This window comes from Gordonia sp. (in: high G+C Gram-positive bacteria) (genome assembly GCF_012515855.1).
Taxonomy (GTDB): domain Bacteria; phylum Actinomycetota; class Actinomycetes; order Mycobacteriales; family Mycobacteriaceae; genus Gordonia.
In genome coordinates, this window is record NZ_JAAYXO010000142.1 from 1 (window position 1) to 13,852 (window position 13,852).

The 13,852-nt window shown below is 68.1% G+C and carries 12 protein-coding genes; 5 read left to right on the forward strand and 7 right to left on the reverse strand.

What is annotated here, in order from left to right:
• Nucleotides 1–82 precede the first annotated feature (82 nt).
• Nucleotides 83–499 carry a cytochrome c oxidase subunit 4 gene (locus GX543_RS10510; protein WP_290851827.1) on the reverse strand — a complete coding sequence of 139 codons (417 nt, stop codon included), beginning with the start codon at nucleotides 497–499 and terminating at the stop codon, nucleotides 83–85.
• Between the two features lie 6 nt (nucleotides 500–505).
• A complete protein-coding gene (locus GX543_RS10515) occupies nucleotides 506–1,648 on the reverse strand; it encodes a cytochrome c oxidase subunit II (protein WP_290851829.1) in 1,143 nt (380 codons plus the stop codon).
• A 313-nt stretch (nucleotides 1,649–1,961) separates the two neighbouring features.
• On the opposite strand from GX543_RS10515, the gene asnB reads away from it, so the two are divergent.
• Nucleotides 1,962–3,887 (forward strand): asparagine synthase (glutamine-hydrolyzing), encoded by a 1,926-nt coding sequence (gene asnB / locus GX543_RS10520; RefSeq protein ID WP_290851830.1) that lies wholly within the window; start codon nucleotides 1,962–1,964, stop codon nucleotides 3,885–3,887.
• Between the two features lie 64 nt (nucleotides 3,888–3,951).
• Here asnB and GX543_RS10525 read toward each other — a convergent pair whose 3' ends face one another.
• The 3 genes from GX543_RS10525 to GX543_RS10535 form a co-directional block, all read right to left on the reverse strand.
• Nucleotides 3,952–4,923 (reverse strand): carbohydrate kinase family protein, encoded by a 972-nt coding sequence (locus GX543_RS10525; RefSeq protein WP_290851831.1) that lies wholly within the window; start codon nucleotides 4,921–4,923, stop codon nucleotides 3,952–3,954.
• A 111-nt stretch (nucleotides 4,924–5,034) separates the two neighbouring features.
• Nucleotides 5,035–5,382 (reverse strand): iron-sulfur cluster assembly accessory protein, encoded by a 348-nt coding sequence (locus GX543_RS10530; protein ID WP_290851832.1) that lies wholly within the window; start codon nucleotides 5,380–5,382, stop codon nucleotides 5,035–5,037.
• A gap of 127 nt (nucleotides 5,383–5,509) precedes the next feature.
• The gene (locus GX543_RS10535) at nucleotides 5,510–6,625 is read right to left on the reverse strand and encodes a glycerate kinase (protein WP_290851887.1); all 1,116 of its coding nucleotides are present in this window, start codon (nucleotides 6,623–6,625) and stop codon (nucleotides 5,510–5,512) included.
• A 72-nt stretch (nucleotides 6,626–6,697) separates the two neighbouring features.
• On the opposite strand from GX543_RS10535, the gene GX543_RS10540 reads away from it, so the two are divergent.
• From GX543_RS10540 to GX543_RS10550, 3 genes are read left to right on the forward strand one after another with little or no spacing between them, the layout of a single operon-like run.
• Entirely contained in the window at nucleotides 6,698–7,363 is a 666-nt protein-coding gene (locus tag GX543_RS10540) for a DUF3043 domain-containing protein (RefSeq protein WP_290851833.1), read from the forward strand.
• 3 nt (nucleotides 7,364–7,366) lie between these two features.
• Nucleotides 7,367–9,064 (forward strand): nicotinate-nucleotide--dimethylbenzimidazole phosphoribosyltransferase, encoded by a 1,698-nt coding sequence (gene cobT, locus GX543_RS10545; RefSeq protein WP_290851834.1) that lies wholly within the window; start codon nucleotides 7,367–7,369, stop codon nucleotides 9,062–9,064.
• Nucleotides 9,065–9,069: 5 nt separating this feature from the next.
• Nucleotides 9,070–9,828, forward strand: coding sequence for an adenosylcobinamide-GDP ribazoletransferase (locus tag GX543_RS10550; protein WP_290851835.1), 759 nt, complete (start codon nucleotides 9,070–9,072; stop codon nucleotides 9,826–9,828).
• A 19-nt stretch (nucleotides 9,829–9,847) separates the two neighbouring features.
• On the opposite strand, the gene GX543_RS10555 is transcribed toward GX543_RS10550, so the two are convergent.
• A complete protein-coding gene (locus tag GX543_RS10555; RefSeq protein WP_290851836.1) occupies nucleotides 9,848–10,954 on the reverse strand; it encodes a branched-chain amino acid aminotransferase in 1,107 nt (368 codons plus the stop codon).
• A 59-nt stretch (nucleotides 10,955–11,013) separates the two neighbouring features.
• Nucleotides 11,014–12,123 carry a glycine cleavage system aminomethyltransferase GcvT gene (gene gcvT / locus GX543_RS10560; protein ID WP_290851837.1) on the reverse strand — a complete coding sequence of 370 codons (1,110 nt, stop codon included), beginning with the start codon at nucleotides 12,121–12,123 and terminating at the stop codon, nucleotides 11,014–11,016.
• A gap of 76 nt (nucleotides 12,124–12,199) precedes the next feature.
• Here gcvT and GX543_RS10565 point away from each other — a divergent pair, with 76 nt between their 5' ends.
• Nucleotides 12,200–13,732 (forward strand): leucyl aminopeptidase, encoded by a 1,533-nt coding sequence (locus GX543_RS10565; protein WP_290851838.1) that lies wholly within the window; start codon nucleotides 12,200–12,202, stop codon nucleotides 13,730–13,732.
• The last annotated feature ends 120 nt before the right edge of the window (nucleotides 13,733–13,852 follow it).

Sequence of the window (13,852 nt, forward strand, 5' to 3'; positions counted from 1 at the left end):
CCGCGGAACTCAGCGGACAGCTCATGGGTATGACGAAGCCGCACCCGGAATCCGGGTGCGGCTTCGTTGTGGCTCTGCGGGATCAGTGCTTCTCGGGTCCCACGTGGTACTCGAACACCAGGCCTGCGACGGTGGCGATGATGATCGGAATCACGCCCAGGGCGAACCACCAGTTAGCGGTGGCGAATCCGATGGCGAACAGTGCAGCGGCACCGGCGATCATGACTGGCCAGTAGCTGTGCGGCGAGAAGAAGCCGAGCTCGCCGGCGCCGTCCTCGATCTCCGCGTCATCAAAATCTTCCGGACGGATCTCGACGCGGCGTGCGACGAACCGGAAGTAGGTTCCGGCGATCAACGCAAGGCCGGCCGAGAAGAACATCGCGGTGGCGCCCGCCCACTCCACACCGGTGCGGAAGTAGTACGTGGCGATGGTGTAGACCACGCCGACGATCAGGAAGAAGACCGCGATCGCCTCAAAGATCCGTGCTTCAATCTTCATGGCTGCTTAGACCTCCGGGGTGCAGTTGGCGAGCTTGGTGTTCTTCTTGTCGCCCAGATCCTTCGGCGTGTCACCCGACGTTGCACGACGCGTGTCGAACGGAACCGTGGTCACCGAGTCCGGCACCTGGCACACGGCCTGCAGCGCCTGAGCGTTGGTCGCCTGCGGGTTGGTCTGGCGGTACTTGATGTAGCTCGCGAAGGTCTCCGGGCTCACCGCGCGGATCTCGAAGTTCATCATCGCGTGGAAGGTGCCGCACATTTCTGCACAGCGGCCGACGAATGCGCCTTCACGATCGATCTCGGAGATCTGGAAGGACGGATCCTGATGGTTCTCCTTCGGGAACGGCATCACGTCGCGCTTGAAGAGGAACTCCGGAACCCAGAAGGAGTGGATGACGTCAGCCGCGGCCAGATCGAACTGGATGCGAGTCTTGGTCGGCAGAACCAGGATCGGGATCTCCGACGACGTGCCGAGGGTCTCGATCTTGTCGTAGGCGAGGTAGTCGCGCACCTCGTTGGAACGACCGCCGGCAGCGCCGAGCACCGGAACCTTCTCGCCCTCTTCCTCGCGGTACTCGGTGATCTGGTTCTCGAACGGGGTGCCGAGCTTCGAATCAGTCTTCGGGTTGACCAGCTGCTCGCCGTTGATCGTCACCGACTTGTACCCGAACTTCCAGTTCCACTGGAATCCGGTGACATTGACGGCCACTGCCGGGTTCTCTTCCTTCTTCTCGACGTTGTTCTGCACAACGACGGTGAAGTAGAACATCACGGCGATCAGGACGAACGGAATCGCGGTGTACGCGAGCTCCAGCGGAACGTTGTACCCGGTCTGACGCGGAATCTCGTCCTCGGGAGCAGTGTTCTTCTTGCGACGGTGGAAGGTGATCGTCCAGAAAATCAGACCCCACACCAGCACGCCCATGGCCAGGGCAGCGATCACTGACCAGGTCCAGAACGTCCGCATTTCCTGTCCCTCGGGCGTGACACCCTCGGGCCAACCGAATCGCAGCGCCTCTTCGGCACTGCAGCCCGATGTCATCAGCACTACGACGCCGAGGACCACGAGCCCGCTAAGTCTCTTGATCGTGCGCGACGGCGATCCCCTTCGTCGCGCAGACGGCCGTACACCGTTCGTCAATTTCACGCCTTCCTGCTGGCAGGGAGCTGTTTCATTAAGGCCTACGTGAGGCGAGCAGACTCCTCCACGCAATTCTTGCACCTAGTACTACGCAGCGTAGACCAACCCGGCGAACTGTTCGCGATTGGGGTTCGCTGTTTCGCGCAACATTTTCCACGACCTGCGGATACTCGTCCAGTGTTGCGCGTCCCACCGGGCGATTCGGCGTGCTGAAGTCGCGGAACCGAACGGGTCTGCGGCATAGTGGAACGGCTTGCGCGCACGCGTTCGCAAGCATCCCCGAAGAGAACTTTGAACTGCGAAATGAGGCCCATTCACCGTGTGCGGCTTGCTCGGAATGCTGACCAGCGACGGTTCCGCGTCGACGACGACCCAACTCGTCGCATCGGCGGCCACGTGCATGCGGCACCGCGGCCCCGACGACCTGGGAACCTGGAATGACGACGACCTCGTCTTCGGCTTCAACCGTCTGTCGATCATCGACATCGAACACTCGCACCAGCCCCTGCGCTGGGGCCCGGTCGACGACCCGGAACGCTACGCGCTGGTCTTCAACGGCGAGATCTACAACTACATCGAGATCCGCGACGAGTTGAAGAGCGAGCACGACGCCCCGTTCCGCACCGAGGGTGACGGCGAATCGATCGTCGCGGGCTTCCACTACTGGGGCCCTGAGGTCGTGCAGAAGCTGCGCGGCATGTTCGGCTTCGCGATCTGGGACACCAAGACGCGCGAACTCTTCCTGGCCCGCGATCAGTTCGGCATCAAGCCGCTGTTCCTCGCCACCAGCAAACGCGGCACCGCGTTCGGCAGCGAGAAGAAGAGCGTATTGGAGCTCCTCGACCGTCTCGGCCTGGACCGCGAGCTCGACGATCGAGCCATCGAGCACTACACGGTGCTGCAGTACGTCCCGGAGCCGGAGACCCTGCACAAGAACATCACTCGCTTGGAGTCCGGCTGCTACGCGACACTGCGGCCGGGTTCGGCACCCGAGGTGACGCGGTACTTCAAGCCCCGCTTCCCCGTCCGGCCGTTCAGCCCGGGCACCGAGCAGAAGCGGTACGACGAGATCGCCGACGTGCTGCGCGATTCGGTCGCCAAGCACATGCGCGCGGATGTGACCGTCGGGTCATTCCTCTCCGGCGGTATCGATTCGACCGCCATCGCGGCCCTGGCCATCCAGCACAACCCCGACCTGATCACCTTCACGACCGGTTTCGAACGCGAGGGCTACTCCGAGGTCGACGTGGCCGCGGAGTCGGCCGAGGCGATCGGCGCCCGTCACATCGTCAAGGTGGTCTCGCCGCGCGAGTTCATCGAGGCCCTCCCCCAGATCATCTGGTACCTCGACGACCCGGTGGCCGACCCGGCCCTGGTGCCCCTGTACTTCGTGGCCGCCGAGGCACGCAAGCACGTCAAGGTGGTGCTGTCGGGCGAGGGCGCCGACGAACTGTTCGGCGGCTACACCATCTACAAGGAGCCGCTGTCGCTGGCGTCGTTCGACAAGCTCCCCGGCGGGCTGCGCAGGCTCGCGGGCCGGGTGTCCGACCGGATCCCCGAGGGCACCCGCGGCAAGAGCCTGTTGCACCGCGGCTCGCTGACCCTCGAAGAGCGCTACTACGGCAACGCCCGCAGCTTCGACGACGCTCGCCTGCGCGCCGTGCTCCGGAACTTCCGTGAGGACTGGATGCACCAGGACGTCACCGCGCCCATCTATCGGATGAGCGAGGGGCTGGACCCGGTCACGCGCATGCAGCACCTGGATCTGTTCACGTGGTTGCGCGGCGACATCCTGGTGAAGGCCGACAAGATCAACATGGCGCACTCGTTGGAACTGCGTGTGCCCTTCCTGGACAAGGAAGTGTTCGCCGTCGCCGAGCAGTTGCCGTCCGACCAGAAGATCAGCCACGGGACCACCAAGTACGCGCTGCGCAAGGCGCTCGAGCAGATCGTGCCGCCGCACGTCCTGCATCGCCGCAAACTGGGCTTCCCGGTACCGCTGCGGCACTGGCTGGCAGGCACCGAGATGTACGACTGGGCGCGGGAGCTGATTGCGACGTCGGACACCGATCACATCTTCGACAAGCAGTTCGTGATGCAGATGCTCGAGGAGCACCGGCGAGGCGAGGTCGACAACAGCCGCCGCATCTGGACCGTGATCTGCTTCATGCTCTGGTACGGCATCTTCGTCGACGGCTCGGTGGTCCCGAAGATCGAGGACCGCGACTACCCCGTTCGCCTGTAGCTACCCTGACTGCGACGCCCCCGCTCACTGAGCGGGGGCGTCGCACGTTCTGTCGAAGTCTCGGTCAGAGAACCGAGGCGATCTCGGCGGCAGCGTCCGCACCGTATGCGGCGCCCAGTCGCGCGCCGACCGCGTCGGCGTTCCACTCCCAGCCCTGCGTCGACTCCGATTCCAGCACCAGCGCGGCGACCATCGAGCCGAGCTGCGCGGCGCGCTCGTAGCCGAGCCCGCGCGCGACGCCCGTCAGGAAGCCCGCGCGGAAGCCGTCGCCGACACCCGTCGGGTCCACCTGGTTCTCGACCGGGATCACGTCGACGTGCGTCACCGTGCCGTCGGCTTCGATGACATCGGCGCCGCCTGCGCCCAGCGTGGTGATCCGCGTGCCGACCATCGTCGCGACCTGCGCGGCGTCGAGGCCGGTCTTCTGCAGCAGCAGGCCCCACTCGTACTCGTTCGTGAACAGGTACTGCGCACCGTCGATCAAGTCGCGCGCAGCGTCGCCGTCGATGCGGGCCAACTGCTGCGACGGGTCTGCGGCGAACGGGATGCCCTGTTCACGGCAGGTTCGCGTGTGTCCGACCATTGCGTCGGGATCGTCCGCGCCGATCAGCACCAGGTCGGGTCGACCGGTGGTGGCGAAGAGGTCGACGAGGTCGATGTCGCGAGCTTCGCTCATCGCTCCCGCGTAGAAGGTGGCGAGCTGAGCCATCGTCTCGTCGGTGGTGCACATGAAGCGCGCCGTGTGCTTGGTCTTCGACCGGGACACGCCGCGGCAGTCCACGCCGTGGGCCGACAACCAGTTCTCGTACTCGTCGAAGTCGCTGCCCGCCGCCGCGATCAGCAGCGGCTTATCGCCCAAGACGCCGATCGCATACGCAATGTTGCCTCCGACACCGCCGCGGTGAACGACGAGGTCTTCGACGAGGAAGCTGAGAGAGATGTGCTCCAGTTGGTCGCTCACCAGTTGCTCGGAGAACTTACCTGGAAACTTCATCAGATGATCGGTCGCGAGCGACCCGCACACGGCAATAAACATCTGGCCAACGCTACCGACCGTTAAAACGACGACGGCCGCGACCCCACCCCCGACACGAGGGTCAGTTGAGGTCGCGGCCGTCGGAAGCTGGATTCAGCCCGCGGGCTGAGATCAATTGAACGAGTCGCCGCAGGCGCAGCTGCCGGTCGCATTCGGGTTGTCGATCGTGAAGCCCTGCTTCTCGATGCTGTCGACGAAGTCGATGGTCGCACCCTGGACGTAGGGGGCGCTCATCCGGTCGATGGCCAGCTTGACGCCGCCGAAGTCGTCGACGATGTCGCCGTCCAGGCTGCGGTCGTCGAAGAACAGCTGATAGCGCAGACCGGCGCAACCACCGGGCTGCACGGCGATGCGCAGGGCCAGGTCGTCGCGACCCTCCTGGTCCAGCAGAGCCTTTGCCTTGGAGGCGGCGGCATCAGTCAGCAGGACACCGGTTTCGGTTTCGTTCTGAACGGTCATGTGCACTCCTCATGTCGCCGGCCGCGACATTCTTCGGCGACCGGATACGTAATCGATGGCTCTACTCTGCGGACACTCGGGTTCCGTGTGATGACGGCCAACTGGCTCAACGGTACTCGCTGCGCGGCTATTCCCGCATCTCGCCCTCTGATTTTGCGAGGGCTCCCCCGAGCCCGCGGGACACATCGTCGGCCACCTGTTCGGCGACGTCGGCCAGCACCGCGGCCGGGCGGCCGACCGCCGCCTCGAGCGAACCCGCACGGACGACCATCGAGTACGCCGCGACCACACCGTCGACATCAGCATCCGGGAGTACCTGACCTGCGACGACCACCACTGGAACGCTGGCCGATCGAGCATCTGAGGCCACCGCGGCGACCACCTTGCCGGCGGCCGTCTGCGCGTCGAACTTCCCCTCGCCCGTCACCACGAGATCGGCCGCGGCGATGCGTTCGGCCCGCCCGGTGACCTCTGCCACCACGGCGGCACCGGAACGACGCCGCGCTCCCATCGCCAGCAGGAAGGCACCGAGGCCGCCCGCCGCACCCGCGCCCGCTTGCGCGCGAACCGCGCCGCCGTCGCCCTCCAGCACCTCCGCCCACTCGGCGAGGCGCTGCTCCAATTTCGCGACCGTCTCCGGGTCGGCGCCCTTCTGCGGACCGAAGACCGTCGCCGCGCCGCGCGCTCCCAGCAGCGGATTCGTGACATCGGTCGCAGCGATCAGCGACACCTGCTTCAGGAGGTCACGCGCCGCGGCAACACCTCCGAGCGCTTCGCACGCCCCGCGGCCGCCGTCAGTGGTGGCGCTCCCGCCCAGCCCGACGACGATCCGTTTCGCACCCGTCTCCACCGCTGCGCGGAGCAGCATGCCGACGCCGCGGGTGTCCGCGGACCACGCTGACGCCACGGTCGGTCCGCGCGAACCCAACAGCGGCAGCCCGCACGCCTGCGCCGACTCGAGGTAGACCGTCTCGTCGTCGACCAACAGGTGCGCGTCGGTCGGACGGCCGAGCGGACCGGTGACGGGAACTGCGACCACACCGTCACCCACCCCTGCCGCGGACAGCACCGCGAGGAAGCCCGGCCCGCCGTCGGACTGGGGAAGGCGGTCGATGACATCGTCGGGCCGCACTCGCCGCCATCCGGCTTCGATCGCCGCAGCCGCCGCATCCGCGGCGAGCGTGCCGCCGAACTCGTCCGGTGCCACCACCACCCGCAAGGGTCTCGGCGTCGGGGATCTCATCACCGCCCGAGCCTATCGGGCCCGTCATCGCCCGATGCCGAGTCCGAGCGGCCGATCGAATAGTCTTGAAGGGTGAAGTTGCCTTGGAATTCCGACGCCGACAAGAACGCTGACACCGCGCCGGAGGAGACCGCTCCCGTCGAAGCGGACGATAGTCCTCGATCCACCGGGGCAACCACCCCGGGCAAGGGCCGTCCCACTCCCAAGCGCCGCGATGCCGAGCGCCGCCGGGCACCGATGACCGCACCGCCGGCTACTCGCGCCGAAGCTCGCGCCCGCAAGAAGGCGCTGAAGTCGTCGATGACCAAGACCGAGCGCAAGGAGATCTCAGCCGAGCGTCGGCGGGTCCGCCTCGACCAGCGCGAGAAGATGATGGACGGCGATGAGAAATACCTCATGGCGCGCGATCGCGGCCCGGTCCGCAAGATGGCCCGCGACATCGTCGACTCCCGTCGCAACATCGCCGGACTCTTCCTGCCGTTCGCGATCTTCCTACTGGTGATGCTGATGCTGCCGAACCTCGCGATCATCGGCAACCTCGTCCTCCTGGTGTTCGTGCTCTTGGTGGCCATCGATTCGATCTACCTCGGCCGCATGGTGAACCGCCGCGTCCGCGAACGCTTCCCGGAGACCACCGACACCGGTTTCCGTCTGGGCTGGTACTGCTTCACTCGCGCGATGCAGCTGCGGATGATGCGCGCTCCGCGCCCTCAGGCCAAGCCCGGCGACAAGGTCTAGCCTGTGCGCGCACTGGTACTCGGCGGGATCCGCTCGGGGAAGTCAGCGCATGCGGAGAGCCTCCTCGACGACGTCACCGCCGTGCGATACATCGCCACCGGCGCCGTCGACGGCGACGGCTCGTGGCGCGATCGCATCGAGACGCACCGATCTCGGCGCGGTGAGCGGTACCGCACCGTCGAGTCCCGCGATCTCGCCGTGCTGCTCCGCGAAGAGCCCGCGGAGGCGACACTGATCGACGACCTCGGCAACTGGCTCACGGGGGTCCTGGACGCCGCACGGGCGTGGGACGACGCCTCGGTCGACATCAGCGACACCGTCGCCGACCTGTGCGAGGCCATCGAGACGTTCACCGGGCCACTCGCGATCGTGAGTCCCGAGGTGGGCCTGTCGGTGGTCCCGGCCACCGCGTCGGGACGACGCTTCGCCGACGAACTCGGACGTCTCAATGCCGCCGTCGCCCGGGTCTGTGACACGACGACGCTGGTGGTCGCCGGACGAACACTCGAACTGCCCCGGGCCGCAGAGCGCCTGACCCCGGCCCCCGTACAGGCGGCGGTCCCGGTCGCGCAGACGTCGGAGCTCCCGGCGGCCGAGCTCCCCACCGTCGACCTCCCCGCCGTCGACCTCCCCGCCGTCGACCTCACTGCCATCGACGCCGAGGTGTTCCCCGCCGTCGAACTGCCCGACTACGAGATCGCCGACGAGGCCCGTGCGCGCCAGCTGCGACTGACGAAGCCTGCGGGTTCGCTCGGTCGCCTCGAGGATCTCAGCATCTGGATGAGTTCGTGCCAAGGCATCTGCCCGCCGCGCGCACTGACCGCCCCCGCGGTGGTCGTCTTCGCGGGCGATCACGCGGTCGCCACGGACGGGGTCTCGGCCTATCCGCCGGAGGTCACCGCGCAGATGGTGGCCGCCATCTCGTCCGGCGGCGCCGCGATCAACGTCCTCGCACGCCGCGCAGGCGTGGCGGTGCACGTGCTCGACATGGCCGTGGCCGCCGAGACTGATCCGCACGTCTCCCGCTACAAGGTGCGTGCGGGCAGCGGCGACCTCCGCAAGGGCGAGTCGCTGACCATCGCCGAGGCCCGTCGCGCCGTGGCGGCCGGTCGGGCGATGGCCGATCAGCTCGTCGACTCCGGCGCCGATCTGCTGATCGCGGGCGACATGGGGATCGGCAACACCACGCCGGCCGCGGTTCTGGTCGGCACCCTGACCGATCGCGAACCGGTGGTCGTGGTCGGTCGCGGCACCGGTATCGACGACGCCACGTGGATTCGCAAGACCGCCGCCATCCGCGACGGCATGCGCCACGCGCGCCGGTACCGCAATGAGCCACTGGCCCTGTTGGCCGCTGTCGCCGGAGCCGACATCGCCGCCATGGCCGGGTTCCTAGCCCAGGCGGCGGTCCGGAAGACGCCCGCCCTGCTGGACGGTGTCATCACCACCTCCGCTGCGCTGGTGGCCCACCGGATGGCTCCGGGCGCCGCATCGTGGTGGCAGGCGGGCCACATCTCCACCGAACCCGCGCATCGCTTCGCGCTCGACGATCTGGGACTGTCGCCGTTGATCGACATGTCGATGCGACTGGGCGAGGGCACCGGCGCCGTCGCGGCGCTACCGCTCGTCGCGTCGTCGATCGATCTCCTCGCCGACATGGCGACCTTCGACGAAGCGGGCGTCAGCGACAGCGGTCAGTAGCCCGCATGCTCACGCGCGGTCTGCGAGGCGTCCACGACGCATTCACGTGGTTGACCGTGGCACCGCTCCCCCAACCCCGCGGTGAGTTCGATCGTCGGCGAGGCGGCACGGTGATCACCGCGGTGCCGCTGGTCGGCCTGGTCCTCGGGGCGCTGGGCTGCGGGATCGCCTTCGCCCTCACCCGCACCGACCTGCCCGCGGTGCTGATCGGGGCGGCGGTCGTCGCCTTTCTCGCGCTGGCGACCCGCGGCATGCACCTGGACGGACTGGCCGACACGGTCGACGGCCTCGGCAGCTACGGCGACCCCGACCGCGTCCGCCAGATCATGCGTACCGGTGACGTCGGCCCGTTCGGCGCAGCAGCGCTCGCACTGGTGGTCCTCATCCAGTCCGTCGCCTTCGGCGCCTTCGCGACCGCCGCCGCAGGTTGGGCCGGCTGGGGCCAGATCGCCCTCGTCGTGTTCGTCAGTCGCGCGACGGTGCCGCTGGTCTGTCGTCGCGGGCTCGCCGCGGCCAACGCCGACGGCTTCGGCGCACTGGTCGCCGACTCGCAGGGGGTGTCCGCCGCGTTCTGGGCCGTGGTCGCGGTTGGCGCCGCCTGCGCCGTCTCGGTTCAGGCGGCGGTGACCGTCACGCTGGTCCTGGCGTTCGCGTGGGTGTTCACTCGCCACTGCGCACGCCGTACCGGCGGCATCACCGGCGACGTGATCGGCGCAACCATCGAGCTGTCGGCCACGCTGACGGCCGTCGGGTTGCTGCTCTAGCCCCCGACGACCGCTGCTTTCACGGGGCCGGGTACAGCGTCGTCATCCAGCCGTGGACGTCGTCGACCGTGCCGCGCTGCAGGCCGGTGAGCGTATTGCGCAGCGCCTGCGTCACCTCGCCGGTAGTGCCGTCGCCGATCAGATAGTCGTGGGTGTCGCTCTGCACGCGACCGACCGGTGTGATGACGGCGGCAGTGCCGCAGGCGAAGACCTCGGTGATGTCGCCGTTGGCGACCGCCTCGCGCAGTTCGTCGACCGAGATCCGACGCTCGTCGACCTTGTAGCCCGAATCCGCGGCCAGGGTCAGCAGCGAACTCCGCGTGATGCCGGGCAGCAGCGACCCGGTCAGCTCCGGCGTCACCAATTGCGCATCAGAGCCCGAGCCGTAGACGAAGAAGAGGTTCATGCCGCCCATCTCCTCGATGTAGCGGCGTTCCAGGGCGTCGAGCCAGACCACCTGGTCGGCACCCTTCTCGGCGGCCTGCGCCTGCGCGAGGAGCGACGCCGCGTAATTGCCGCCGAACTTGGCGTCGCCCGTTCCACCGGGGACGGCACGCACGTACTCGGTGCACAGGTAGACGCTGACCGGCTTGAGGCCGCCCTTGAAGTAGGCGCCCGCGGGCGAGGCGATCAGCGAATAGACGTACTTGTCCGAGGGACGGACGCCGAGACTGGCCTCCGACGCGAACATGAATGGACGCAGGTACAGCGACTCCTCACCGCCCGCGGCGGGAACCCACGCGTGGTCGGCGGCGAGCAGGGCCCGCAGCGAGCCGAGGAAGTCGGCCTCGTCGAGCTCGGGCATCGCCAGTCGACGAGCCGAGGCGTTGAACCGCGCCGCATTGGCCTCCGGTCGGAATGCCGCGATCGAGCCGTCGGGCTGACGGTAGGCCTTGAGCCCCTCGAAGATCTCCTGTGCATAGTGCAGAACCATCGCCGCCGGGTCGAGCGCGATCGGTCCGTAGGGAGTCACCCGAGCGCCGTGCCATCCGCGCTCTCGGTCGTAGTCCACCGCGATCATGTTGTCGGTGAAGTAGTTGCCGAAGCCCGGCGCGGCGAGAATCTCGGCGCGACGGTTCTCCGACACCGGATGCGGATGCTCGGTACGGGTGAACTGCAAGGTCATACGAGCATGTTACCGCCGAGGCGCAAACAGATTTTCGCGCACCGGCGGCATCGCCGGGATCAGACGTGCGTCTGCACGAACGGTGGGAGGACGACCGTGCAGTTCAGCGCGCGACCACGGACGTCGACCACGACCTCGTCGCCCTTCTTGACGCCCGACGCGACGTCGATGAAGGCCAGCGCGATGCCCTGCTTCAGGGTCGGCGAGAAGGTGCCCGACGTGCAGACGCCGATCGCCGGACCGCCGGCTTCCAGGTGCACCGTGCAATCCGCACGCGGGACCCCGCGGCCGGTGGCGAGCAGACCGTACAGGCGACGCGCCGGTCCCGCAGCGCGCTCCGCGATCAGCGCGTCGCGGCCGAAGAACTCCGGCTTGTCCCAGCCGACGGCCCAGGCCGACCGCGCCTGCACCGGCGTGATGTCGACGCTCAACTCATGACCGTGGAGCGCGTAGCCCATCTCGGTGCGAAGGGTGTCGCGCGCCCCCAGCCCGGCCGCCTGTCCGCCACGCTCGGTCACCTGCGCCAGCAGTGCGTCGAAGACGACGCCCGCGTCGTCCCACGCGGGGAGCACCTCGTACCCGTGCTCACCGGTGTACCCGGTGCGGCACACGCGCATCGCGATCTCGCGGCCGTCCACGGTGATCGTCCCGTCGGCGAACGCCATGTAGGGCATCTCGGTGGGCAGCCCCAGGGCGTCGAGCACCTCGGTCGACTTCGGCCCCTGAACGGCGAAGACCGCGTAGTCGCGATGCTGGTCGGTGATCGTCACGCCCTCCGGCGCGACTGCCTCCAATGCAGCGATGACGGCCGGGGTGTTGGCGGCGTTGGGAATGAGGAAGACCTCGTCGTCGCTGACCAGGTAGGTGATCAGGTCGTCGATCACCCCTCCGTCCGGTGTGCAGCACATGGTGTACTGCGCCTTGCCGACTTCGATCTTGCCCAGGTCGTTGGTGAGCGTCCGGTTGATGAACGCCGCCGCGCCGGGACCTGCGACGAGCGCCTTGCCGAGGTGGCTGACGTCGAAGATGCCGACGGCCTCGCGGACCGCGGTGTGCTCGGCGACGGTGCCCGCGTACGAGACCGGCATGTTCCATCCGCCGAACTCGGCGAAGGAGGCGCCCAGGGCGGTGTGACGATCGGCGATCGGGCCGGCGAGGAGTTCAGTCATGCCGCTAACGGTATCGCCCCCGCCCACCGGGAGTTCCCGGACCGTCCCGCCCGCACCTGTGGCAGAGTTGAACGGCGTGAGCGCCAACGACTTCTCCGACCGCGTCCGCGGTCCCCGCATCGACCTGACCACCGGACTCTCGAGCGACGACGACGCCTTGATCGTCGGGCTGATCTCCGCAGCCGAAGGGGACGACGATCCGTCGCTGCTCCTCGTCGACGATCTGCTCGACGACGCGACCGCCGAACAGCTCAGCGAGAGCTTGAAGGCACTCGGCGCCACCGGCGCCACCGGCGAGATCACCAAGGTCCCCGCCCCTGCCGCCCTCCCGGTCGGTCTCGTGGTCTCCGTCGGACTCGGCGCGGCCGCGAACCTCGACGACGCCGAGGCCGTCCGGCAGGCCGCGGGCACCGCGATCCGCGCCGTCGACGGCTCGGCTCGCGTAGTCAGCACGCTGTCCGCCGCGGGCGTCGGGCCCGCCGCCGAGGGGTCGTACCTGGGCGCGTACCGATTCGACGAGACGCGCAGCGACAAGTCGCGGTCGGCCAAGCGTCCGCCGGCGACGGTGCTGTTGGCGGTCGACGCCAAGACCAAGCAGGACAAGGCCGAACTCGACCACGCGCTGATCGTCGCCGACTCGGTGGCCATCGCCCGCGACTTCGTCAACACCCCGCCCAACATCCTGTTCCCCGCCGAGTTCGCCGAGCGCGCACGCGTCCTCGCGAGTAAGGCGGGCCTGCGGGTGGAGATCCTCGACGAGGTGGAACTCGCCAAGGGCGGCTACGGCGGCATCATCGGCGTCGGTCAGGGCAGTTCGCGCAAGCCGCGCCTGGTCCGCCTCACCCACGAGGCGAAGGGCGCCGAGCGCACCGTGGCCCTCGTCGGCAAGGGCGTCACGTTCGACACCGGCGGCATCTCGATCAAGCCCGCCGCGGGCATGGACCAGATGACCTCGGACATGGGCGGCGCCGCCGCGGTCATCGCGTCGACCATCGCCGCCGCTCGCCTCGACGTTCCGGTGACGGTGATCGCCACCGTCCCGATGGCGGAGAACATGCCGTCGTCCACCGCGCAGCGCCCGGGCGACGTCCTCACCCAGTACGGCGGGACCACCGTCGAGGTGCTCAACACCGACGCCGAAGGTCGCCTCATCCTGGCCGACGCGATCGTCCGCGCGTGCGAGGACAAGCCGGACTTCCTCATCGACACCGCGACGCTCACCGGCGCGCAGATGGTGGCACTCGGCACCCGGACCCCGGGCGTCCTCGGCACCGACGACTTCCGCGACTGCGTGGCAGCGACCTCGCAGGCGGTCGGTGACAACGGCTGGCCGATGCCGATGCCGACCGAGCTGCGCGGCGACCTCGACTCGCGCGTCGCCGACCTGGCGAATGTCACCAACCATCGCTGGGGCGGCATGCTCTCGGCAGCCATCTTCCTCCGCGAGTTCGTCACCGAGGGCCTCGACTGGGCTCACATCGACGTCGCAGGCCCGGCGTTCAACAGCGGCGGACCGTGGGGTTACACCGCGAAGGGCGGCACCGGCGTACCCGTCCGGACCATCGTCGCCGTCATCGAGGACATCGCCGGAGATCCGTCGCAGCAGTGATATCTGCCTCACTTCGAGGTTCGCCGGACTGCCACAGCAGGAAGAATCTTTCGGAGTAGGCTGACTCACGGAAGTCGGCTCACCCGGCCGATATCGCGGGCGCCGGCACACGATCAGTTG

What these genes read in the sequence shown, in the direction of transcription:
- GX543_RS10510 (WP_290851827.1), bottom strand. Translation starts at nt 499, where the DNA reads ATGAAGATTGAAGCACGGATCTTTGAGGCGATCGCGGTCTTCTTCCTG.
- GX543_RS10530 (WP_290851832.1), bottom strand. Translation starts at nt 5,382, where the DNA reads ATGACCGTTCAGAACGAAACCGAAACCGGTGTCCTGCTGACTGATGCC.
- gcvT (WP_290851837.1), bottom strand. Translation starts at nt 12,123, where the DNA reads ATGACTGAACTCCTCGCCGGCCCGATCGCCGATCGTCACACCGCCCTG.
- GX543_RS10535 (WP_290851887.1), bottom strand. Translation starts at nt 6,625, where the DNA reads ATGAGATCCCCGACGCCGAGACCCTTGCGGGTGGTGGTGGCACCGGAC.
- GX543_RS10525 (WP_290851831.1), bottom strand. Translation starts at nt 4,923, where the DNA reads ATGTTTATTGCCGTGTGCGGGTCGCTCGCGACCGATCATCTGATGAAG.
- GX543_RS10555 (WP_290851836.1), bottom strand. Translation starts at nt 10,954, where the DNA reads ATGACCTTGCAGTTCACCCGTACCGAGCATCCGCATCCGGTGTCGGAG.
- GX543_RS10550 (WP_290851835.1), top strand. Translation starts at nt 9,070, where the DNA reads ATGCTCACGCGCGGTCTGCGAGGCGTCCACGACGCATTCACGTGGTTG.